Genomic DNA, 20,942 nt, shown 5'->3' with positions numbered 1-20,942 from the left:
AACTGAACCGTTGCCGTTGGAAACGCTTCGATTCACGGCGGCATGACCGCGACGCCACGCCTGCTCTACGTGCGCTCGTCCAGACTGGCAGCACATCCCGAAGGAGAACGACACGATGAGCAATACCACTCGCACGCTGATTGCTTCTGCCCTGACGCTGGGCCTGGCACTGTCCTCCTCGGCCGCCTTCGCCAAGGACCCGGCCGCGAAGAGCCCGCCGACCACCAGCGCACATCCGGCTACCCATGCGGATCGCCATGATTCCAACGAACCGGTGACCGACAGCTGGATCACCACCAAGGTGAAGGCGGACCTGCTGACCAGCAGCAACGTCCCGGGCACCGAGATCAAGGTGGAAACGGTGAACGGCGTGGTCAGCCTGAGCGGCACCGTGGCCACCCAGGCCGAGAAGGACAAGGCGGTCACCACCGCCAAGGGCATCAAGGGCGTGACCCGCGTCGATGCCGCCGCATTGAAGGTCAGCGCTGCCGCCAAGCGCTGAACCGGTTGGGCGCCCCCGGGTGGGGCGCCCGCTGACCTGTAGAGCCGAGCCACGCTCGGCTGGAACTCCAAGGCAGCCGAGCATGGGCTTGGCCCTACAGGTCTGATTGCCAACCCGTTCAGCTGACCGCGCTGGAAATTCCAGAGTTGTGACCGCCTGCGCTATATTGCCGGTTCCGCAACCGGGTTCGGCCCGGCCAACGCGTCGCGGCAGAGCTGACGAGGAACTATGGCGCTGGTTTTCAGTGACGACATCTGGGACCGCTGGCGGTTGCCGGCCTTGGCGCTGGCCGCCGCCGCGATCATCGTGGTGCCGTGGTTGACCCTGCGTAAACTGCAGCAGGACAGCGAACAAGCGATGGCCTGGGTCAACCACACCCAGGCCGTGGGCGTGGCACTGCAGCAACTGCAGGCCGATGTGCGCGATGTTGAATCGGCCGCGTTGACCCTGTCCAAGGGCGTGGATGCCCCCGGCCTGCGCGAGCGCATGGCCCGCGCCGATGAAATTCCCGGGCGCCTGGCCGAACTGGGCCGGATGACCCGCGACAATCCCGACCAGCTGATCCGCATCGGTCGGATCGAATCGATGCTGGAAGGCCGCATGACACTCGCCCGCGAGCTGGCCAGGTCCGAGCCGAACAGCGACCAGCGCGAGCTGGTGCAGGACCTGAGTACGCGCTATCCCATCCGCGGGCTGGTGGAAGAACTGCAGGCCAGCGAGCAGAAGCTGCTGGCGCTGCGCGCCGAGCAGGCGGCGCGCCAACGCAAGCAGACCGAACTGGTGTCGTGGAGTTCGCTGGTGATCCAGCTGGCGCTGCTCGGCTTGGTGCTGTGGCTGCTGCAGCGGCAGATCGGCCGTCGCCTGCATGCCGAGCGGCAATCGCTGCGCTCGGCTGCACGTGCGGCGTCGGTGCTGCAGACCGTGCGCGAACCGATCGTGCTGCTCGACCGCGACCTGCGCGTGCAGCTGCACAATCCAGCATTCGCTGAGCTGTACGGCCTGCAGGACGAGCGCGCCGACGGCCTGCTGCTGGAAAACGTTGGCGACAATGCATGGCAGGACCCGGTGGTCCGGCAGCGCCTGGCCGACGTACTGTCGCGCGGTCGCGAACTGTGGGACTTCGAGCACGAGCAGCGCACCGCTGACGGCGTGGTGCGTTACATGCTGCTCAACGCGCGGCGCATGCCGCTGCCCGACAGCGATGACGAGGTGGTGCTGCTGACCATCAGCGACGTCACCATGCAGCGCGCAGTGCAGCTGCGCGTGGAAGAGCTGAACCGCCAGCTGGAAGGCAAGGTTGCGCAGGTATCCGAGGTCAACCGCGAGCTGGAGGCCTTCAGTTATTCGGTCTCGCATGACCTGCGTGCACCGCTGCGCCACGTGGCCGGATTTTCCGACAAGCTGTCGCGCCACCTCGGCGATCAGGCCGATGACAAGAGCCGCCACTATCTGGACGTGATTTCCAGTTCGGCCCGGCGCATGGCAGCGTTGATCGACGACCTGCTGGTCTACTCGCGCCTTGGCCGTGCGGCGATGCGGCAGCAGGCGGTGGACATGCAGTCGCTGGTGGCCGACACCCGCGCCATGCTCGATTCCAACCTGCAGGCCGAGGCCGAGAACAGCGGCCATGTGCACCAGGTGGAGTGGAACATCGCGCCGCTGCCGATCGTGGTGGGCGACGAGAACATGATCCGCCAGGTCTGGCTCAACCTGCTCGGCAACGCAGTGAAGTACTCGGGCAACCGCGAGCCGGCGAAGATCCGCGTTGACTACCAGCAGCAGCCCGACGGCGGCCATCAGTTCACGGTCAGCGACAATGGTGCAGGCTTTGACATGGCCTACGCCGGCAAGCTGTTCGGTGTGTTCCAGCGCCTGCACAAGGCCAGTGACTATCCGGGGACCGGCATCGGCCTGGCCAGCGTGCGCCGCGTGCTGACCCGCCATGGTGGCCGTATCTGGGCCGAGGCCGAACCGGACGTCGGCGCCACCTTCCACTTCTACCTGCCCCCCGCGACCGACGCGGACAAACAAGGTCCTTCTGCATGACGACTCTGCGCACCATTCTTCTCGCTGAAGACAGCCCGGCGGATGCCGAAATGGCGATCGACGCCCTGGAAGAAGCGCGTCTGGCCAATCCCATCGTGCACGTCGAGGACGGCGTGGAAGTGATGGACTACCTGCTGCGCCGCGGTGCCTTCGCCAACCGCGAGGAAGGCTTGCCGGCGGTGCTGCTGCTGGACATCAAGATGCCGCGCATGGATGGCCTGGAAGTGCTGCGGCAGATCCGCGAGCACGAAGAACTCAAGCGCCTGCCGGTGGTGATCCTGTCGTCCTCGCGCGAGGAAAGCGACCTGGCCCGCAGCTGGGACATGGGCGTGAACGCCTACGTGGTCAAGCCGGTGGACGTGGACCAGTTCTTCGGCGCGGTGCAGACCCTGGGCAAGTTCTGGGCATTGATCAACCAGGCACCGGAACTCGAGTGAGCCCATGCCCCTGACCGGTCCCGCCCTGGGGGCGCTGCGCATCCTGCTGGTGGAAGACTCACCGGAAGATGCCGAGCTGATGTCCGAACAGATGCTCGACGCGGGCCTGGAGGCCCGTTTCGAGCGTGTCGAGAGCGAGGCGGAACTGCGCCAGGCACTGGCGGTGTTCCAGCCGGACATCGTGCTGTCCGACCTGAGCATGCCGGGGTTCTCCGGTGACGACGCGCTGCGCATCGTGCGCGAGACCTCGCCGGAGGTGCCCTTCATCTTCGTCTCCGGCACGATGGGTGAGGAGAATGCGGTGGCGGCGCTGCAGAAGGGCGCCAACGACTACATCATCAAGCACCAGCCTGCGCGCCTGCCTTCGGCGGTCGCACGTGCGATCCGCGATGCACGCAGTGCGGTCGAGCGCGCACGCGTGGAAACCGAACTGATGCGTGCGCAGCGCCTGGAAAGCCTTTCACTGCTCGCCGCCGGCCTCAGCCACGACCTGCGCAACATCCTGCAGCCGTTGCTGATCATGCCGGACCTGCTGAAGGCCCGTACCGAGGATCCGCAGCTGCACCACCTGGCCGACGTCATCGCCGAGTGCGGCCGCCGCGGCCATGAGATGGCCGAGTCGATGCTGTCGTTCGTGCGTGGTTCGCGCAAGCCGAGCGAGCGCATCGAGATCAAGGGCCTGTTCGATGCGGTGGCGCTGCTGTTGCGCAGCAACGTGCCCGATGCCGTGCGCCTGGAACTGCAGGTGCAGGACGAAGGCCTGGTGGTCGACGCCAACTACACCGAACTGCAGCAGGTAATGCTGAACCTGGCGCTCAACGCGATCCAGGCGATGCCCAACGGTGGCCGCCTGAGCCTGACCGCCAGCCATGCCGGCCAGCGCGATGGCGTGGACTGGATGCAGATCTGCGTGTCCGATGAAGGCATCGGCATGGATGCGGACACGCTGTCGCACCTGTTCAATCCGTTCTTCACCACCAAGGCCGATGGCACCGGCCTGGGCCTGATTTCCTGCAAGCGCATCGTCGAAGGTGCCGGCGGCAGCATCCATGTCAGCAGCCAACCGGGGCAGGGCACCTGCTTCGAGCTGCGCTTGCCGATGCACGAAGCCAGCGACGGCAGCGAGCCGATCGAGCAGCTGGTGGCCTTGGGCAGTGGCCAGTCGATCCTGGTGGTCGACGGCGAAGCCACGCGCCTGTCGCTGCTCGGCAACGCGCTGTCCAGCCAGGGGTATCAGCTGCAGCTGGCCTCCGATGGCCCGGCGGCGCTGCGCTGGATGCAGCAGGAGGCGATGCCGGCGCTGGTGATTGCAGACGCCGGCTCAAAGCTGCTGCCGGCCAGCCAGCTGCTGGGCGAGATGGCTGCGCTGGGCTATCGCGGCCCGGCGCTGGTGCTGGAGGACGCGGCGGTGGCGGTGCCTGCCGATGCCTTCCCGGCCGGCGTGGACGTCCATGTACTGCGCAAGCCGCTGCAGATGCAGCAGGTGTTCCGGGCAGTGGCCGAGGCGCTGGGCTGATGCCGCTGGGGTTCTGTAGAGCCGAGCCTATGCTCGGCTGCTGTTCGCATTGACCTCGACAGCCGAGCATGGGCTCGGCTCTACAGGGCGGTTTCCCAGGGGAACCGCGGCAGCGCGTCCACCGCCTGTTCCAGCCGCCGCGACCAGTTCTGGTGGATGTCGGCATACAGCGTGGAATCCGCGCCCAGCCGCAGCTGCTGGCCGATGCGCAGTTCACCGTCGCGCAGCAGCGCCAGGTCGATCGGCAGGCCTACCGACAGGTTGGAACGGATGGTGGAGTCCAACGAGACGATTGCCGTGCGGGCGGCATCCTCCAGGCGCGTGGCGGGGCTGAGGATGCGGTCGAGGATCGGCTTGCCGTACTTGGACTCGCCGATCTGCAGGTAGGGCGTCTCCGGCGAGGCGGCTATGGCGTTGCCGAGCGGGTAGATCATGTACAGCCCGGGCCGCTCGCCGGCGATCTGGCCGCCGAAGATCAGCGTGGCCTGGGTGTTGACCCCGTCATGGCCGTGTTCGCTGTGGCTGCTGTGCACCTGGCTGTCCACCAGCAGTTGCCCCACATACGCGGCGGCTTCGAACAGGTGGGTCATGTCGCGCAGGTTGGGCACGCGCCGCTCTGCGGCATCGCGGCCCAGGCGCGACACCAGCAGCTGGGTGGTGGCCAGGTTGCCAGCCGCCATCAGCACGTAGGCTGCCTGGCCGGGATATTCGAACACGTGCAGCTTGCGATGCACGCGTACATCGTCCAGCGAGGCATTGGTCCGGGTGTCGGCAGCGAAGACCAGGCCCTCGTCCACCTCGATTCCAACGCAATAGGTCATGTCGGTGCCCTATCATGTGCGTCCCGGATTGTAGGCAGGCCGCCGTGACGACGGCATGTCCACGCCCCCCATCGCTGCCACCTGAACCGCATGACGACCGTGCTCCTGAGCCTGGGCAGCAATGTCCAGCCCCGCCGCTACCTCCACGCCGCGGTGGCGGCCCTGCGCGAGCGCTTCGGCGCGCTGCAGGTCTCGCCGGCCTACCGTACCGCCGCGGTCGGCTTCGACGGCCCGGCCTTCCTCAACAACGCGGTGGCGATCGAGACGGACTTGCCGCTGCAGGAACTGGACGACTGGCTGCATGCGCTGGAGGACGCGCACGGCCGCGACCGTAGTGGGCCGCGCTTCTCCGACCGGACCCTGGATATCGACGTGGTGTTCTACGGCGACCTGGTGGTGGAAGGTCCCGGCCACCTGCGCATTCCCCGTCCCGAACTGAAGCATGCCTTCGTGCTGAAGCCGCTGGCCGATATCGCGCCCGACTTCATCGATCCGGTCAGCGGGCTGGACCTGGCGACGCTGTGGCGCGCGCACGCGCAGTTTGGCGAGGCGTTCGAGGTGGTTGACCTGGATTGATGGAGGTTGCCGGCCAGCGGCCGGCATGACCGGTAGCGCCGGCCGCTGGCCGGCAACCTCTCAGCTGACCGTGCGCCCGCCATCCACGCGCAGCGTGTGGCCGGTGACGAAGCTGGCTTCGGCCACCAGCCAGTACACCGCTTCGGCGATCTCCTCGACCGTACCGATCCGCGCCAAAGGCGTGCGCGCCAGCAGGGCCTCGCGGGCGAAATCGTCCTTGCCCTGTTCCGGCCAGAGGATCGCGCCGGGCGCCACCGCATTGACCCGCACCTTCGGCGCCAGCTCCAGCGCCAGCGAACGGGTGGCCATCTCCAGCGCGGCCTTGGCCATCGTGTAGGCGATGTGGTCGCGCATCGGGTCGGTGCCGTGCAGATCGGTCAGGTTGACGATGCAGCCCTGCTGGCGGCGCAGGTAGGGCGCGGCCGCCTGTGACAACAGCAGTGGCGCGCGCGCATTGACCGCATACAGCTCGTCCATCGCCTCGGCGGTGACCTGGCCGAGCGGGGTGGCATAGAAGTTGGAGGCGTTGTTGACCAGCGCGTCCAGGCGGCCGAAGTGGGTAACGGCCTGTTCCACCAGGTCGGGCAGGGCGTCGGCGTCACGCAGGTCGGCCTGCAGCGCAAGCACGCTTCCGGGCCGCACGTTGTCGAAATCGAACGCGGCCTGCTGCAGTTCGGCGCTGGAGGTGTTGGCATGCAGTACCACCGACCAGCCACAGGCGTGGAACTGGCGGGCGATGGCCGCACCGATCCGGCGCGCGCTGCCGGTGATCAGGACCACGGGGTGGGTATCGCTCATCGAGGGTCCTCCAAGGCTCGGCTATCCTGTGCACCATTGTCACCGCATTCGAAGACGCCATGCAGCCCACCTTCCCCCTGCCCGAAGCCGATGCCCTGGCCCACAGCGACCAGCTGGCGGCCGCCCTGCGCGCCGAAATCCTTGCGCAGGGCGGGGCGATGCCGTTCTCGCGCTTCATGGAGCTGTGCCTGTATACCCCCGGCTGGGGCTACTACAGCGCCGGCGCCAGCAAGTTCGGTGGCAGCGGCGACTTCACCACCGCACCCGAGCTCGGCAGCCTGTTCGCCGGCAGCGTGGCCAATGCGCTGGCGCCAGTGTTCGCCCAGCTGGGCGCGCAGGCCCGCATGCTGGAACTGGGCGGCGGTACCGGCGCCTTCGCCGAGGCCGTGCTGCTGCGCCTGGCCGAACTGGACGCGCTGCCATCGCGCTACGCCATCCTCGAACCCAGCGCCGACCTGCGCGAGCGCCAGCAGCAGCGCCTGCAGCAGAACCTGCCGGCCGAGTTGGCCGCGCGCGTGGACTGGATCGACCGCCCGTTCGAGGAGGACTGGGAGGGCGTGGTGTTCGCCAACGAGGTGATCGACGCGCTGCCGACCCCGCGTTTCCTGATCCGGGACGGCGAGGTCTATGAGGAAACCGTCGAGCTTGATGGCGAAGGCAACTTCATCCGTGGCGCGCAGCCGGCTGACATCCTGCTCAACGGTGCGGTGCGCCACATCGAGCGCTACCTGGAAAAGCCCTTTGCCGACGGTTACCGCTCCGAGGTGCTGCCGCAGCTGCCGTACTGGCTGCAGGCAGTGGCTGGCGGCCTGCAGCGTGGTGCGATGCTGTTTGTCGATTACGGTTACAGCCGCAGCGAGTTCTACCAGCACGACCGCGACGATGGCACAGTCCGCGCGTTCTACCGCCACCACGTGCACAACGACGTGCATCGTTGGCCCGGCCTGCAGGACATCACCGCGTCGGTGGATTTCACCGCGATGGCCGAGGCGGGCATGCACGGTGGTTTCGAATTGGCGGGGTACTGCAGCCAGGCCAGTTTCCTGCTCGGCAACGGCCTGGACCAGGTGCTGCTGCTGGCCGAAGAGCGTACGGATGAGGTCGGCCGTATCCAGCTGCGTGACCAGGTGAAGAAGCTGACCCTGCCGACCGAGATGGGCGAGCGCTTCCAGGCCATCGGCCTGCAGCGCGGCGTCGACTTCGAGCCGGCGTTCGAACTGGGCGACCTGAGCTGGCGCCTGTGAGCAGTGCGTTGCCGCTGATCAAGCCGCTGCGGCGGCCGCGGCTGTGGACTGTGCTGTGGGTGCTGGCGGTACTGCTGGTGGTCGTGGTCTGCCTGATCCCACCGCCGCCGATTCCACTGCCGGAAAACAGCGACAAGGGCGAGCACTTCCTCGCCTACTTCATCCTGGCCGGCAGCGCGGTGCAGCTGTTCCGGCCGGGGCGCCCGCTGCTGTGGGTGGGCGTGGGGCTGGTGCTGATGGGCGTCGGCATCGAGTTCGCGCAGGGCGCGCTGACCAGCAACCGCACTGCCGACCCGATGGACGCCATTGCCAACACGGTCGGCGTGCTGGCCGGCATGGCCACGGCACTGACCCCGTTGCGCGATCTGCTGGTGCGCTGGCGGGGCTGAGGTTCCTGTAGAGCCGAGCCCGTGCTCGGCTTCCTCCCGAAAGGCAGCCGAGCATGGGCTCGGCTCTACAGTAGATCCACGCCATGCGTGGATGGATTGCGCCAGGACAGGCTTGCGGTTACTTCTTCAGCGTGACCTCATCCAGCACCCACATCGCCGGGCGCGTATCGCCGGTGAAGTTGATGCACAGGTCACCCGTGCCCTGCGTGCCCTTCGGCAGCGCCGCACGCAGGGTCACGAAGCCATCGGCATCGGGCGTGGCCGGCAGCGGTACTTCAGCCAGCACCTTGCCGCTGCAATCGCCGTGACGCACCTGCATTTCGCCATGCGCGCGCCTCGCTTTTTCGAAGCGACGCTTGGGTTCATCGTGGGCCAGCTGGAAGTAGTACGGAATGCGGCCCGCGCGGACCTCCACGCTGCCGATGCCGTCCAGCTGCGCCTGCGGCCAGCGCCAGCACGGCTGGAAGATGTCGACGTTGAACACCGCACGCGTTCCCTCGCGCGGGCCGTCGTCTTCCAGGCGCAGCACCAGCCCCTTCTTGCCCACGCAGCTGAGCAGCGCATCGCTGCGGCGGCTGAGCAGCGACTGCGCGGTGAACGTGGCGATGGTCGGCTTCGCGGCCAGCATCTGGCCCTGGTAGAACGCAGCGGCCTGCACGGTGGTCGGCAGCGTCGCGGTCAGCGGCTGCTGGTACAACGGCGACTGCGCGGTCACCGGCTGGCCATGGGTGCTGTAGCGCACTTCATAACCCAGCGGGTTGGCCAGCGATAGGGTCACGGAGTTTTTCGCGCGATCATCGGTGTAGTCCACGCCCACTTCGAACGGGGTCTGCGCGTAGGCCAGGCCCCAGGCACGGTAGCGCTGCAGCTGCGCGGGCAGGCGCGCGAGGAAATCGCGGAAGTCGCGATGTTCCGGCGTACTCCAGCCGGTCTCGGCCACGGCGGCCAGGCGCGGGAACAGGTTGTGCTGCAGGCGCGCGTAGGTGCGCGTGTGCTCGGTAAACATGTTGGCCTGCAGGCCGAGAATGTGCTGGCGCTTGTCGGCCGCCAGCTCGGCCGGCACCGGCTCGAAGTTGTACAGCTTGCCCAGGTTGACCTGAGCCGGGCGACCGGGTGGTTCATTCGGCGAGGCGGTCTGCAGGTAATCCAGGTACAGGTACCCCACCGGCGACATGACCACGTCATGGCCGGCACTGGCTGCAGCCAGGCCACCTTCGGTGCCCTGCCACGACATCACCGTGGCCTGCGGTGGTAGGCCGCCTTCGAGGATTTCGTCCCAGCCGATCAGGCGCCGGTCGTGCTGCTCCAGGAAGGTCTCCAGGCGCTTGATGATGTGGCTCTGCATGGCCATTTCATCCTTGATGCCCAGCGCACGCATGCGCTGCTGCACCTGTTTCGAGGCTTCCCACTGGTCCTTGACCGCTTCGTCGCCGCCCACGTGCACGTACTTCGCAGGGAACAGCGCGATCACTTCTTCCAGTACGTTCTCGAGGAAGGTGACGGTGCTGTCTTCCACGTTGAACAGGTTCGGGAACACGCCCCATTCGCTGATCGGCTTCAGCGGGGTGTTGATCGAACCCAGTTCCGGGTACGCGGCGATCGCCGCGGTGGCATGGCCGGGCACGTCGATTTCCGGAATCACCTGGATATGCAGCCTGGCGGCATAGGCGATCACTTCGCGGATCTGCTCCTGCGTGTAGAAGCCGCAGTACGGATGCTCCTTGCCACTGGCCGGATCGATGCCACCGTCGCCGGCCGGCAGGCGGCAGCTGCCCACCTCGGTCAGCTTCGGGTAGCGCTTGATCTCCATGCGCCAGCCCTGGTCATCGGTGAGGTGCCAATGGAAGGTATTGAGCTTGTGCGCGGCCATCGCGTCGAGCACATGCTTGATCTCGTCCAGGCTCTGGAAATGCCGCGCCGAGTCGAGCATGAAACCGCGCCAGCCGAAGCGCGGCGCGTCCTGGATCTGCACCGCCGGCAGCACGCCGTTGCTGCCACCCGTGGCGAGCTGGGCAAGCGTGGTTGCGCCGTAGAACAGGCCGGTTTCGTTGCCGGCCTGCACCAGCACGCCCTGCGCGGTGCTTTCCAGCGTGTAGCTCTCACCACTGTCGCGGAAGGTCGGGATGATCTGGAAGCGGATGCTGCCCGACGTGCCTGCCGCCTTGCCCTGTGCCGGCGTAAGGCGCGGACCGCCGCTGCGCGCCAGCAGGTCGGCGAACTGGGTGGCGACCCGTTGCGCGGCTTCGCCTTCGGCCTGCAGCGCGGTATCGGCGCGTACGGTGATGCCGCTACCCTGGCCGTGCTGCACGGTAGCGGGCGCGGGAATCAGCATCAGGCTGCCGGCGCGCAGCTGCGGGCCCGGTGCTTCAGCGGCCGGCGTGGGATCGGCGGCGAGCGCGGGTAGCGCCGGCAGCAGGGCGAGCAGGCTGCCCAGCAGTACTGCGCTGCGCATCTGGGCGCGGGAAGGCTTGACCATCGGAACGACTCCTTGGAACGGTGCGATGAACGCTATACATGAAAAACGCCGGGCCCGGAATGACCCAGGCCCGGCGTGCGTGCACGACTCGGCGATGTTGCTGCCGCTGGATCAGTACTTGAAGCGGAAGTTGAGGTAGTACTGGCGGCCGTTGCTGTAGAACGAGGTCGGGATGGCCGCGGTCTGGTAGTACTTGTAGGTCGGGTTGTTGAGGTTCAGGCCATCCAGGCTGATGCTCAGCCAGTCGGTGGCCTTGTAGCTCAGCGATGCCGACAGCGTGCCGAAGTCATCCTGGTAGTACGGGTTGGTGCCCGACAGGCTGATCAGGAACGAGGAACGGCGGGTGTAGCTGACCCGGGCGCCAAAGCGCTCGTTCTCGAAGTAGGCACCCACGTTGTAGGTGTTCTTCGAAGTACCCAGCAGATTGTGCGAACCATCCGACCAGGTGTGCGAGGTGGTGCCGTTGGCGTAGGTGTAGTTGGCATTGATGCCGAAGTACTCGCCGATCGGCTGCTCGTAGGCCACTTCCACGCCGGTGACCTTGCCGTCGGCATTGATCGGGGTGGAGATCTGGTAGGTCTCGAGCTGGTTGGTCAGTTCGCTGTACAGCTGGCGCGAGACCACGTCGAAGGCGATGTAGTCCTTCAGCTTCATGTGGTACGCGCCCACCGACAGCAATCCGCGCGGCATGAAGTACCACTCCAGGTTGGCATCCAGGTTGGTCGACAGGGTCGGCTTGAGGTTCGGATTGCCGCCGCCGCCGGTGCGGTTCAGGTCAGAGCCGTACGAGGACGCGCCCAGTGCCGAGTAGTCCGGCAGGGTCTGGGTCTGCGAGGCGGCGACACGCAGCACCAGCGAGTCGTCCAGGTCGAACTTGATGTTGGCGCTGGGCAGGACACGGTTGCGCTTGTTCTGGAAGGCCAGGCGCTCCCACATGCCGAACAGGCTGCTGACATCGGCGTCGGCGGCCTTGCTGACGGCGTTGTAGGTGTCGATGTCCTGCTTGATGTTGACGTAGCGCAGGCCGACGTTGCCGCTCCACCAGTCGCCGCGGAAATTGGCCTGCACGTAGCCGGCGAAGTTCTTTTCCTTCACCTTCCACTCGGCGCCATAGTTGTGGCGACCGGTCGGGCCATCATTGCCGGCCAGCCAGGTGGAGTTGTTGGTCACCGCATCCTTCAGCGCGCCCGGGGTGAAGTACCACAGGTTGCGCGGGAAGGTGCCGCCGATGTCACCGGCAAAGCCGCTGGGATAGTTGGCCGTGGCACCGTTCTTCAGCGCGCTCCAGATGTCACCCGGGGTTGCACCTTCCGGCGACAGCGCTTCGCGCTTGTGGTCGGCGAAACGCAGGCCGAAGTCGATCGAGCTCAGTACGCCGCCATCATTGAAGTACTGGTTGAAGTCGAGCGTGGCCCACTTCTCCTTGTCTTCAGCGGTGACCTGCTGGTTGCCCCAGGTGCCGAAGCTGGTCACGCCGTTGGGCGAGAGGTCGCCGCCGACGTTCCAGTCGATCGGCGAGCCATTGCCGTGGGTGGCCCAGCTGGCGCCGCCGCCGTTGGCCAGGGTGACCTCGGCGATGTACTGGCGCGGCGTCTCGCCGGTGCCCTTGGTGCTGCCGGCCTGGAACGTGGCGGTCAGGCTGTCGCTGATCTGCCAGTCGGCATCGAAGGTGACATAGCTCGACTTGGCCTTCGACTCGCGGTAGATCATGTCGTACACCGCATAGTCGGTGCCGGGCACGCCCCGGTAGGTGGCGTTGGTCAGCACGCCGTCCTTGACCACATAGCCCGGATCCGGCGCCTGCGACTTGGCGAAGCTGTTGCCGAACATCATGAAGTTGCGGTTGTAGTTGTTGGCCTTCAGCTCGGAGCTGAAACCATTCAGGCCCAAGGTGAGGCTGTCGCTCGGCTTGAACTGCAGCGAGACCAGGCCGCCCTTGCGTTCGCGGGTCTGTTCGAACAGGGTCGAACCCAGCAGGCCCGGCACGTTGACGCCGATCAGGTCCGGATTGGTCCTGGCGACCGGGTCGCCGGCGCCGATCTTGAAGAAGCCGCCCGGGATTTCCTGCGCTTCACGGCGCAGTTCGCGCTTCTGGCTGAAGCCCTGCACCATCACGCCGAAGGTGCCTTCGTCGTTCTTGTAATTGAACAATGCCGAGTACTGCGGATCGGTCGATTTGGCCAGGTCCGAACGCACCGCACCGATGGAGCCTTCCGCGGTGAACGGCTTGGAGAATTCCAGCGGCTTGCGGGTGATGATGTTGACGGTACCGGTGGTGCCGCCGTCCTGCAGCTTGGCCTGCGAGGACTTGTTCACTTCCACCGAGCTGACCAGTTCCGACGGCAGCAGCGAGTAGCTGACGCTGCGGCCGACGTTGTTGCCCTGGCTGAGCACGAACCAGTCGGCGGAGCCGACGGTGTGGCCGTTGATCAGGGTCTGGGTCAGGCTCGGGCTGGTGCCGCGCAGGCTGACACGGTCGGCTTCATCGAAGCCACCTTCGTCGGCGCTGGACGAGCTGATGTTGACGCCCGGCAGGCGCTGCAGGGTATCGGCAACGTTGTGCGCGGGCAGCTTGCCCACGTCTTCGGCGGTGACCACTTCCACGCGCGCATTGGCTTCGCGCTTGGTGTCCAGCGACTTTTCCATCGAGCCACGGATGCCGGTAACGGTCACGGTGTCCAGATCGGTGGCGGTCGGGGCCGCCTGCTGCGCGTGCGCACTGAAGGCGATGCAGCTGACGATGGCGGCCGAAAGCAGGGTCTTGCGGGTGTTCATGATGTCTCTCCTCATCACTCGATTGGGTGCCGGCGGCGGTGTTCGGTTACGGTTGCGATGACATGCGCGGGGCGGCGGCGAAGTCCCGTGCGTTGGCGTGCCACGTACTGCGTGCTGCGATTGCGTTGAAGCCTGTTGCGGTGTCAGGCGGCCGACTGCTGCAGGTACCAGCTGGCAGCGCCGACCACGCCCAACTGGCCGTGTTCGACGACCTTCACCGGGATGCGTGCCAGCGCTTCGCCCATCGGCCCCTTCTGCAGGTAGCGTTCGACGAAGGTGCTGGTGTGCAGGTATTCGCGGATCTGCGGCAGGATGCCGCCGGCCAGGTAGACGCCACCGTGGGCGCCGTAGAACAGCGCCATGTCGCCGATGGTGCTGCCGAGCAGGCCACAGAACACGTCCAGCGCCTGGCGCGCATGTGCATCGGTATCGGCCATGGCGGCGGCGGTGACTGCGTCGGGGCTTGCCAGGGTCGGCGCCTGCCCTTGCAGTGCACACACCGCACGGTACAGGTTCATCAGGCCGGGGCCGGAGATCGCATGCTCGATCGACACGTGCGCGCGGTCGCGCTGCATGTAGCGGACGATGGCCATTTCCAGTTCGGTGCTGGCCGCCAGGGTCGGCTGGCCGGCTTCGGTGGGCAGCACCACCGGGCCGTGCGCGGTGGGGATCCACAGCGCGGCGCCCAGACCGGTACCGGGACCGACCACCAGGGTCGGGCCACGTGTGGCAGTTTCCGGTCCACACAGGTGCAGCACGCCGCTGGCGTCCACCTGCGCGGCGGCGTAGGCCACCGCTTCGAAATCGTTGACGATGTAGACCCGCTGCAGGCCGACCTCGGCTTCCACCTGGCGCGCCGACAGCGGCCACGGCAGGTTGGCGGTGATCACCGTGCCGTCTTCGCGGGCATAGCCGGCGCTGGCGACCACGCAATGCGTGGGCCGCGGGCCTTCGCCCAGGAAGTCGGACAGGATCGCGCTGAGGCCGGCATGGTCGGCATTGCGGTACTTGCGGTACTCCAGCACCTGCACCGGATGGGCGGCGTCACCGCTGGCCTGGACCCGGGCCACGCGCACATGGGTGCCACCGACGTCGGCGGCCAGGAACGAGGGCGCGACGCGGGACAGGACATGCGACGGGGCGGGGTGGCTGGCGGTCACGCGGGCTCCTGCTGCAGGTGGGCCGGCCCGGGGATCGGGGGCGGCGATTGGGGCGGAGTCTGTAACCGCGCTGACAACGATGTCAACGAGTTCGTGACACTTTCGTTGCTGCGTCGCAACGAATGCGGCGCGCAGTAAACGTTTACACGGTGTGAGTGCGGGTTTCACATGGGAACCATTGGCGCACGGGGCTCTAGGCCTGCCGCGCATTCAGCGGGGCGTACCGCGGCGGACTTGCGCAGTGCAGCACAAGGTTCAGGCAGGCGTGCATGGAAGTTGACAAACCGCCGTTGTCCATCGAAAGAATGTGACAACGTTGTTCCCAGCCACTCTCCGACGCCGCGTTCTGCGGCCGTCGCCGCAGGAGCCCTCCTGATGTCCGCCGTCCCCGCTGCAAGCGCGCGCCCGAACGTGGCCACCTCCATCGCCATCGTTGGCGTGTTGTTCTTCCTGATCGGCTTCTTCACCTGGCTCAACGGCCCGCTGATCACCTTCGTCAAGTTGGCCTTCGAACTCAGCGAGGTCGGCGCCTTCCTGGTGCTGATGGTGTTCTACCTGTCCTATTTCTTCCTCGCCCTGCCGGCGTCCTGGATCCTGCGCCGCACCGGCATGAAGAAGGGCCTGAGCCTGAGCCTGCTGGTGATGGCCGGTGGTGCCGCGCTGTTCGGTGAATTCGCCACCCAGCGCTGGTACCCGGGTGCGCTCGGCGGCCTGTTCGTGATCGGCAGCGGCCTGGCGCTGCTGCAGACCGCGATCAACCCCTACATCTCGATCCTCGGCCCGATTGAAACCGCGGCACGCCGCATCGCGCTGATGGGCATCTGCAACAAGATCGCCGGCATGCTGGCGCCGGTGCTGATCGGTACCCTGGTGCTGCATGGCATCGGCGACCTGGACAAGCAGGTGCAGGCCGCCGACGCGGTCACCAAGGTTGCGCTGCTCAACGAATTCGCCGCCAAGATCCATGCGCCGTACCTGGCGATGGCCGCGCTGCTGGTGGTGCTGGCGGTGGCCGTGCTGTTCTCGCCTCTGCCGGAGATCAAGTCCTCCGAAGCCAATGCAACGCCGTCGGGTGCACCAGGAACCGCCGAGCGCCGCAGCATCTTCCAGTTCCCGCATCTGTGGCTGGGCGTGCTGTGCCTGTTCGTGTACGTAGGCGTGGAAGTCATGGCCGGTGATGCGATCGGCACCTACGGCCACGGTTTCGGCTTGCCGCTGGACCAGACCAAGATGTTCACCTCGCTGACGCTGGGTGCGATGTTGGCCGGTTACGTGGTCGGCCTGCTGGCGATCCCCGGCCTGGTCTCGCAGTCGCGCTACCTGACCATTTCGGCAGTGATGGGCGTGGTGTTCTGCCTGGGCGCCTGGGCTACGCACGGCTACGTCTCGGTGGCCTTCGTGGCGCTGCTGGGCTTTGCCAACGCCATGATGTGGCCGGCCATCTTCCCGCTGGCGATCCGCGGCCTGGGCCGCTTCACCGAGACCGGCTCGGCCCTGCTGGTGATGGGCATCGCCGGCGGCGCGATCATTCCGCAGCTGTTCGCCGTGCTCAAGCAGCACATCGACTTCCAGCTGGTGTTCGTGCTGCTGATGGTGCCGTGCTACCTGTACATCCTGTTCTACTCGGTGATCGGCCATCGTGCCGGCCTGCCGCAGGACAAGGCCTGATCGGCGATGATGGACGGCAGCCAACCCCAGGGAAAACCCATGCGCAGAGCGACCATCAAGGACGTTGCGGAGAAGGCCAAGGTCTCGCTGAAGACGGTCTCGCGGGTGATCAACAACGAGCCCTCGGTGATGCAGGCCACCCGTGCGCGGGTGCTGCGTGCCATCGCCGAGCTCGACTACGAGCCCGATCCGTCCGCGCGCAACCTGCGCAGCGGCACTACCTTCGTGATCGGGCTGGTCTACGACAACCCGAACCCGTACCACATCATCGGCGTGCAGAACGGCGTACTGGCCGCGTGCCGCGAGACCGGCTTCGGCCTGCAGATCCATCCCTGTGATTCGAGCTCGCCGCTGCTGGCCGATGAACTGGCCGACTGGGTGCAGCGCTCGCGCCTGGCCGGGCTGGTGCTGACCGCGCCGATGTCCGAGCGCCGCGACCTGATCCAGGCGCTGACCGCGCGTGGCATCAAGCTGGTGCGCATCATCGCCGCCACTGAAGATCCGGCCGACGGCGCCTGCGTGTTCGTCGACGACCGCGAGGCGGCCTACGAGATCACCGAGCACCTGATCCAGCTGGGCCACCAGCGCATCGGCTTCCTCTGGGGCGGCAGCTCGCACCGCTCCTCGGGCGAACGCTACGCCGGTTACGAAGCCGCGCTGAAGGACTACGGCATGACCGTGGACAAGCACCTGGTGGTGCAGGGCGATTACACCTTCGATGATGGTTTCCGTGGGGCGCGCCGCCTGCTGGCGCTGCGCGAACCGCCCACCGCCATCTTCGGTTCCAACGACGAAATCGCTGCCGGCGTGCTGGCCGCCGCCAAGTCGGCCGGCATGAACGTGCCGTACGACCTGTCCATCGCCGGTTTTGAGGACAGCCCGTTCTCGCGCCAGTCGTGGCCGCCGCTGACCACCGCCAAGCAGGCCACCGAGGACATCGCCCGCCATGCCGCGCGCCTGCTGATCGCACAACTGCGCAGCGACGCCTACGACGATGCGCCGGCACCGCTGCACAACCAGGGCTTCGTGCCGCAACTGGTGGTGCGCGGTTCGACCGCGCCGATGCGCCCGGCCGGCGCACGCTCCCTTCCTTCCGATCCTGCCTGAGCCTGCCATGTCGCTGTCAGACCCCACCGCCACCCTGATGTTCGCCGAGGCCGCTGAAGCGGCCGACGTGGTTGCCCGCCAGTTCTCGCGCAACCACGCCACCATGGAAACCCTGGCCGCCAGCCTGCGCGCCGCGCCGCCGCCGTTCGTGGTCACCTGTGCACGCGGCAGCTCCGACCATGCCGCCACCTACGGCAAGTACCTGCTGGAAACCCAACTGGGCCTGGTGGTCGCCTCCGCGTCGCCGTCGGTAGGCTCGGTCTATGCCGCACCGCTGCAGCTGCGCGGTGCGCTGTTCATCGTCATTTCGCAGTCGGGCAAGAGCCCGGACCTGCTGCGCAACGCCGAGGCGGCCAAGGCCGCTGGCGCACGCGTGATCGCGCTGGTCAACGTCGAGGATTCGCCGCTGGCGCAGCTGGCCGACACGGTCATTCCGCTGCATGCCGGTGCCGAAAAGAGCGTGGCGGCAACCAAGAGCTACCTGGCCTCGCTGGCGGCGCTGCTGCAGCTGGCCGCCTACTGGAAGCAGGACAGCAGCCTGCGCAACGCGCTGGACCTGCTGCCGGACGCGATGCGTGAAGCCTGGCAGTGCGACTGGAGCGCGGTGACCGAAGGCCTGGTCGAGGCCACCAACCTGTTCGTGCTCGGCCGTGGCCTGGGCCTGGGTGCGGCGCAGGAAGCGGCGCTGAAGTTCAAGGAAACCTGCAGCCTGCACGCCGAAGCCTACAGCTCGGCCGAAGTGAAGCATGGCCCGATGGCACTGGTCGACCGTGGCTTCCCGGTGCTGGCCTTCGCGCAGCCCGATGAAACCGGTGCCGGCACCCGAGCGGTGGTCGAGGAGTTCACTTCGCGCGGCGCGCAGGTGTGGCTGGCCGGTGCCGGCGGCAACCTGCCGGTGGCGCCCGCGCCACACCCGCTGTGCGCACCGCTGCTGACCGTGCAGAGCTTCTATCGCGCGATCAACGCGCTGGCGCTGCGCCGTGGCTTCAACCCGGACCTGCCGCCGCACCTGAACAAGGTGACGGAGACCGTGTGATGGCATCCGTGCTGCGCAATGCCCGCATCCTGGCAGGCGATGAGTTCCGCGACGATCTGGCCGTGGTGATCGAAAACGGTCGCATCAGCGCGCTGCTGCCCGACGCCGCACCACAGCTGGGTCCCGCTGCCGAGCAGGTAGACCTGGGCGGTGGCTGGCTGCTGCCCGGCTTCATCGACGTGCAGGTCAATGGCGGTGGCGGCGCGTTGTTCAACAACACGCCGGACGTGGCGGCGCTGCGCACCATTGCGCAGGCGCATCGTCGTTTCGGTACCACCGCGATGCTGCCCACGCTGATCAGCGATGACGTGGCGGTGATGCGCGAAGCCATCGGTGCGATGCGCGAGGCGATCGCGCAGGGCGTGCCGGGCGTGATCGGCATCCATCTGGAAGGGCCTTACATCGCGCCGGCGCGCAAGGGTACGCACGATGCCAGCAAGTTCCGCGTGCCGGACGAAGAAGAGATCGCGCTGGCGGCGTCGCTGGACAACGGCGTGACGCTGCTGACGCTGGCGCCGGAGCGCGTGCCACTGGAAACCATCCGTGCGCTGGTCGAACGTGGCGTGATCGTGGCCGCCGGCCATACCGCAGGCACGTACGAAGAGATCCGCGCCGGCCTGGATGCCGGCGTACGCGGCTTCACCCACCTGTACAACGCGATGTCGCCGCTGCAGGGCCGTGAGCCTGGCGCAGTGGGCGCTGCGCTGGAAGACCGCGACAGCTGGATTGGCATCATCGTCGATGGCGTGCATGTGCATCCGGCCAGCCTGCGCGTGGCGCTGGCGGCCAAGCCGCGCGGTCGCCTGCTGCTGGTGACCGATGCGATGCCGCCGGTCGGTGCCGACGATCCAAGCTACGTGCTGTATGGCGAAACCATCACCGCCATCGATGGCGTGGTGCGCAATGCCGCCGGTTCGCTGGCCGGTTCTGCGCTGGACATGGCCACGGCGGTGCGCAACACCGTGCAGCTGCTGGGCCAGCCGCTGGCCGAGGCCGCGCGCATGGCCTCGACCTACCCGGCACAGTTCCTCAACGTCGACGACCGCCTGGGCCACATCGCCGAGGGCTACCAGGCCGACCTGGTGCTGCTGGATGACGCCCTGCAGGTGCGTGGCACCTGGATTGCAGGTCAGTACGAGGCCGCCTGATGAACAGTACGCCGCCACGCCGTCTGGGCTCGATCGATGCCCTGCGCGGCATCACCGTGGCGGCGATGCTGCTGGTCAACAATCCAGGCGACTGGAGTGCAGTGTTCGCGCCGCTGCGCCATTCGGAATGGCATGGCTGCACGCCCACCGACCTGGTGTTCCCGTTCTTCCTGTTCCTGGTGGGCGTGTCGATGGCCTTCAGCGTGGCACCGCGCGCGTTGGATGCCGCCGCACGCCCGGTGTTGGCGCGCGGCGTGCTGGAGCGCGCACTCCGCATCCTGGTGGCCGGCGTGCTGTTGCATCTGCTGATCTGGTGGGCGCTGCATACGCACCACTTCCGCATCTGGGGCGTGCTGCAACGGATCGCCGTGTGCGCGGCATTGGTGGGCGTGCTGGCGGTGTATGCACGGCCGCGCATGCAGGCCGGCGTGCTTGTTGGATTGCTGGTGGGGTACACGATGCTGCTGCTCGGCATGGGTGACCTGGCGCCGTGGACCAACCCGGCCAGCCGCTTGGACACCACGCTGTTCGCACCGTGGATCTATCAATGGCATGCCGATACCGGCCTCGGCCATGACCCGGAAGGATTGCTGAGCACGCTGGGTGCACTGGCCAGTACCGTGCTCGGCCTGTTGGCCGGTGGCCTGCTGCGCAGCGGGCGTTCGACGGCACTGGCCGGGCTGGGCGTGGCGACCGCCGTGCTGGGCCTGCTGCTGGCCGGGGTGCTGCCGTTGAACAAGCAGCTGTGGACGCCCAGCTACGCGCTGTGGACCGGCGGCCTGGCCGCGCTGGCGCTGTGGCTGGGCCACGTGCTGATCGACCTGAAGGGATGGCCGGCGCTGGGCCGGCGCTTCGGCGTCAATGCGATCACCGCGTATCTGGGGGCCTCGGTGATGTCGGTGGCGTTGATGGCCAGCGGTGCCTGGGGCTGGATCTGGCAGCAGCTGGCCAACGCGATGCCGGGTGCGCTGGAGCTGGCGTCGATGTTGCAGGCACTGGCGTTTGTCGCGCTGTGGTGGGGCGTGGCCTGGTGGCTGGACCGTCGGAAGATCTACTTGAAGATCTGAGCAGTCCCGGGGTCGGACCCCGTTCCGCAGGAAAGGGCCCTGACCCGATCCGCCAACGGCATCCACGCATGTGCGGCTCCCAACGCCCAGAAAAAATGAACGATTTCAGCCACATCACATTGGCGTGAGGGCCCGGCGATTTCATATCCGAAGTGTGATTTCCCGCACGCAAGTTC

At 67.1% G+C, this 20,942-nt stretch carries 17 protein-coding genes; 12 read left to right on the top strand and 5 right to left on the bottom strand.

The annotated features are described in order from the left end of the window. The first annotated feature begins 115 nt into the window (after positions 1 to 115). From RCF13_RS18300 to RCF13_RS18285, 4 genes are all read left to right on the top strand, one after another. Positions 116 to 502 carry a BON domain-containing protein gene (locus RCF13_RS18300; RefSeq protein ID WP_053498227.1) on the top strand — a complete coding sequence of 129 codons (387 nt, stop codon included), beginning with the start codon at positions 116 to 118 and terminating at the stop codon, positions 500 to 502. A 228-nt stretch (positions 503 to 730) separates the two neighbouring features. Next, positions 731 to 2,548, top strand: a complete 1,818-nt coding sequence (locus RCF13_RS18295) for an ATP-binding protein (RefSeq protein ID WP_111007681.1) — start codon at positions 731 to 733, stop codon at positions 2,546 to 2,548. Continuing rightward, positions 2,545 to 2,985: a response regulator gene (locus RCF13_RS18290; RefSeq protein ID WP_005411057.1), complete on the top strand. Its 441-nt coding sequence runs from the start codon at positions 2,545 to 2,547 to the stop codon at positions 2,983 to 2,985. Before RCF13_RS18295 ends, RCF13_RS18290 begins: the two co-directional genes overlap by 4 nt. Positions 2,986 to 2,989: 4 nt before the next feature. Next, positions 2,990 to 4,501, top strand: coding sequence for a hybrid sensor histidine kinase/response regulator (locus RCF13_RS18285; RefSeq protein WP_111201871.1), 1,512 nt, complete (start codon positions 2,990 to 2,992; stop codon positions 4,499 to 4,501). An 80-nt stretch (positions 4,502 to 4,581) separates the two neighbouring features. Here RCF13_RS18285 and RCF13_RS18280 read toward each other — a convergent pair whose 3' ends face one another. Then, positions 4,582 to 5,322: a 20S proteasome subunit A/B gene (locus RCF13_RS18280; RefSeq protein WP_061479677.1), complete on the bottom strand. Its 741-nt coding sequence runs from the start codon at positions 5,320 to 5,322 to the stop codon at positions 4,582 to 4,584. Between the two features lie 90 nt (positions 5,323 to 5,412). Here RCF13_RS18280 and folK point away from each other — a divergent pair, with 90 nt between their 5' ends. Further along, entirely contained in the window at positions 5,413 to 5,898 is a 486-nt protein-coding gene (gene folK / locus RCF13_RS18275) for a 2-amino-4-hydroxy-6-hydroxymethyldihydropteridine diphosphokinase (protein ID WP_053498221.1), read from the top strand. Between the two features lie 60 nt (positions 5,899 to 5,958). On the opposite strand, the gene RCF13_RS18270 is transcribed toward folK, so the two are convergent. Continuing rightward, positions 5,959 to 6,696: a pteridine reductase gene (locus RCF13_RS18270; RefSeq protein ID WP_005419347.1), complete on the bottom strand. Its 738-nt coding sequence runs from the start codon at positions 6,694 to 6,696 to the stop codon at positions 5,959 to 5,961. 59 nt (positions 6,697 to 6,755) lie between these two features. On the opposite strand from RCF13_RS18270, the gene RCF13_RS18265 reads away from it, so the two are divergent. Then, the gene (locus RCF13_RS18265; protein ID WP_061479676.1) at positions 6,756 to 7,940 is read left to right on the top strand and encodes an SAM-dependent methyltransferase; all 1,185 of its coding nucleotides are present in this window, start codon (positions 6,756 to 6,758) and stop codon (positions 7,938 to 7,940) included. Then, entirely contained in the window at positions 7,937 to 8,329 is a 393-nt protein-coding gene (locus tag RCF13_RS18260; RefSeq protein WP_134968136.1) for a VanZ family protein, read from the top strand. The genes RCF13_RS18265 and RCF13_RS18260 overlap by 4 nt, the downstream gene beginning before the upstream one ends. A 118-nt stretch (positions 8,330 to 8,447) precedes the next feature. Here RCF13_RS18260 and RCF13_RS18255 read toward each other — a convergent pair whose 3' ends face one another. The 3 genes from RCF13_RS18255 to RCF13_RS18245 form a co-directional block, all read right to left on the bottom strand. After that, positions 8,448 to 10,805, bottom strand: a complete 2,358-nt coding sequence (locus RCF13_RS18255) for a family 20 glycosylhydrolase (protein ID WP_134968137.1) — start codon at positions 10,803 to 10,805, stop codon at positions 8,448 to 8,450. Between the two features lie 111 nt (positions 10,806 to 10,916). Beyond that, a complete protein-coding gene (locus RCF13_RS18250) occupies positions 10,917 to 13,580 on the bottom strand; it encodes a TonB-dependent receptor (RefSeq protein WP_088496524.1) in 2,664 nt (887 codons plus the stop codon). Positions 13,581 to 13,723: 143 nt separating this feature from the next. Further along, entirely contained in the window at positions 13,724 to 14,740 is a 1,017-nt protein-coding gene (locus RCF13_RS18245; protein ID WP_231352296.1) for a glucokinase family protein, read from the bottom strand. 375 nt (positions 14,741 to 15,115) lie between these two features. On the opposite strand from RCF13_RS18245, the gene RCF13_RS18240 reads away from it, so the two are divergent. From RCF13_RS18240 to RCF13_RS18220, 5 genes are read left to right on the top strand one after another with little or no spacing between them, the layout of a single operon-like run. Beyond that, positions 15,116 to 16,408: a sugar MFS transporter gene (locus RCF13_RS18240; RefSeq protein WP_005419333.1), complete on the top strand. Its 1,293-nt coding sequence runs from the start codon at positions 15,116 to 15,118 to the stop codon at positions 16,406 to 16,408. A 39-nt stretch (positions 16,409 to 16,447) separates the two neighbouring features. Next, positions 16,448 to 17,515 carry a LacI family DNA-binding transcriptional regulator gene (locus RCF13_RS18235; protein WP_134968139.1) on the top strand — a complete coding sequence of 356 codons (1,068 nt, stop codon included), beginning with the start codon at positions 16,448 to 16,450 and terminating at the stop codon, positions 17,513 to 17,515. A gap of 7 nt (positions 17,516 to 17,522) precedes the next feature. After that, on the top strand, positions 17,523 to 18,551 hold the full coding sequence (locus RCF13_RS18230) for an SIS domain-containing protein (RefSeq protein WP_061479625.1): 1,029 nt from the start codon (positions 17,523 to 17,525) through the stop codon (positions 18,549 to 18,551). Then, entirely contained in the window at positions 18,551 to 19,699 is a 1,149-nt protein-coding gene (gene nagA, locus RCF13_RS18225; RefSeq protein ID WP_134968140.1) for an N-acetylglucosamine-6-phosphate deacetylase, read from the top strand. Before RCF13_RS18230 ends, nagA begins: the two co-directional genes overlap by 1 nt. Continuing rightward, positions 19,699 to 20,766 (top strand): heparan-alpha-glucosaminide N-acetyltransferase domain-containing protein, encoded by a 1,068-nt coding sequence (locus RCF13_RS18220; protein ID WP_134968141.1) that lies wholly within the window; start codon positions 19,699 to 19,701, stop codon positions 20,764 to 20,766. Before nagA ends, RCF13_RS18220 begins: the two co-directional genes overlap by 1 nt. Positions 20,767 to 20,942 lie beyond the last annotated feature (176 nt).

It is taken from the genome of Stenotrophomonas maltophilia group sp. RNC7 (assembly GCF_030910085.1).
In the GTDB taxonomy this organism is placed as follows: domain Bacteria; phylum Pseudomonadota; class Gammaproteobacteria; order Xanthomonadales; family Xanthomonadaceae; genus Stenotrophomonas; species Stenotrophomonas sepilia.
Note: the sequence above shows the minus strand (reverse complement) of the source record. Positions and strands in the feature narration are given on the sequence as shown.

Excerpts from the sequence above, each read along its gene's own strand:
- RCF13_RS18300 (WP_053498227.1), top strand. The coding sequence starts at position 116 with ATGAGCAATACCACTCGCACGCTGATTGCTTCTGCCCTGACGCTGGGC.
- RCF13_RS18285 (WP_111201871.1), top strand. The coding sequence starts at position 2,990 with ATGCCCCTGACCGGTCCCGCCCTGGGGGCGCTGCGCATCCTGCTGGTG.
- folK (WP_053498221.1), top strand. The coding sequence starts at position 5,413 with ATGACGACCGTGCTCCTGAGCCTGGGCAGCAATGTCCAGCCCCGCCGC.
- RCF13_RS18220 (WP_134968141.1), top strand. The coding sequence starts at position 19,699 with ATGAACAGTACGCCGCCACGCCGTCTGGGCTCGATCGATGCCCTGCGC.
- RCF13_RS18250 (WP_088496524.1), bottom strand. The coding sequence starts at position 13,580 with ATGAACACCCGCAAGACCCTGCTTTCGGCCGCCATCGTCAGCTGCATC.
- RCF13_RS18295 (WP_111007681.1), top strand. The coding sequence starts at position 731 with ATGGCGCTGGTTTTCAGTGACGACATCTGGGACCGCTGGCGGTTGCCG.
- nagA (WP_134968140.1), top strand. The coding sequence starts at position 18,551 with ATGGCATCCGTGCTGCGCAATGCCCGCATCCTGGCAGGCGATGAGTTC.
- RCF13_RS18255 (WP_134968137.1), bottom strand. The coding sequence starts at position 10,805 with ATGGTCAAGCCTTCCCGCGCCCAGATGCGCAGCGCAGTACTGCTGGGC.
- RCF13_RS18230 (WP_061479625.1), top strand. The coding sequence starts at position 17,523 with ATGTCGCTGTCAGACCCCACCGCCACCCTGATGTTCGCCGAGGCCGCT.
- RCF13_RS18270 (WP_005419347.1), bottom strand. The coding sequence starts at position 6,696 with ATGAGCGATACCCACCCCGTGGTCCTGATCACCGGCAGCGCGCGCCGG.
- RCF13_RS18280 (WP_061479677.1), bottom strand. The coding sequence starts at position 5,322 with ATGACCTATTGCGTTGGAATCGAGGTGGACGAGGGCCTGGTCTTCGCT.
- RCF13_RS18235 (WP_134968139.1), top strand. The coding sequence starts at position 16,448 with ATGCGCAGAGCGACCATCAAGGACGTTGCGGAGAAGGCCAAGGTCTCG.
- RCF13_RS18240 (WP_005419333.1), top strand. The coding sequence starts at position 15,116 with ATGTCCGCCGTCCCCGCTGCAAGCGCGCGCCCGAACGTGGCCACCTCC.
- RCF13_RS18290 (WP_005411057.1), top strand. The coding sequence starts at position 2,545 with ATGACGACTCTGCGCACCATTCTTCTCGCTGAAGACAGCCCGGCGGAT.
- RCF13_RS18265 (WP_061479676.1), top strand. The coding sequence starts at position 6,756 with ATGCAGCCCACCTTCCCCCTGCCCGAAGCCGATGCCCTGGCCCACAGC.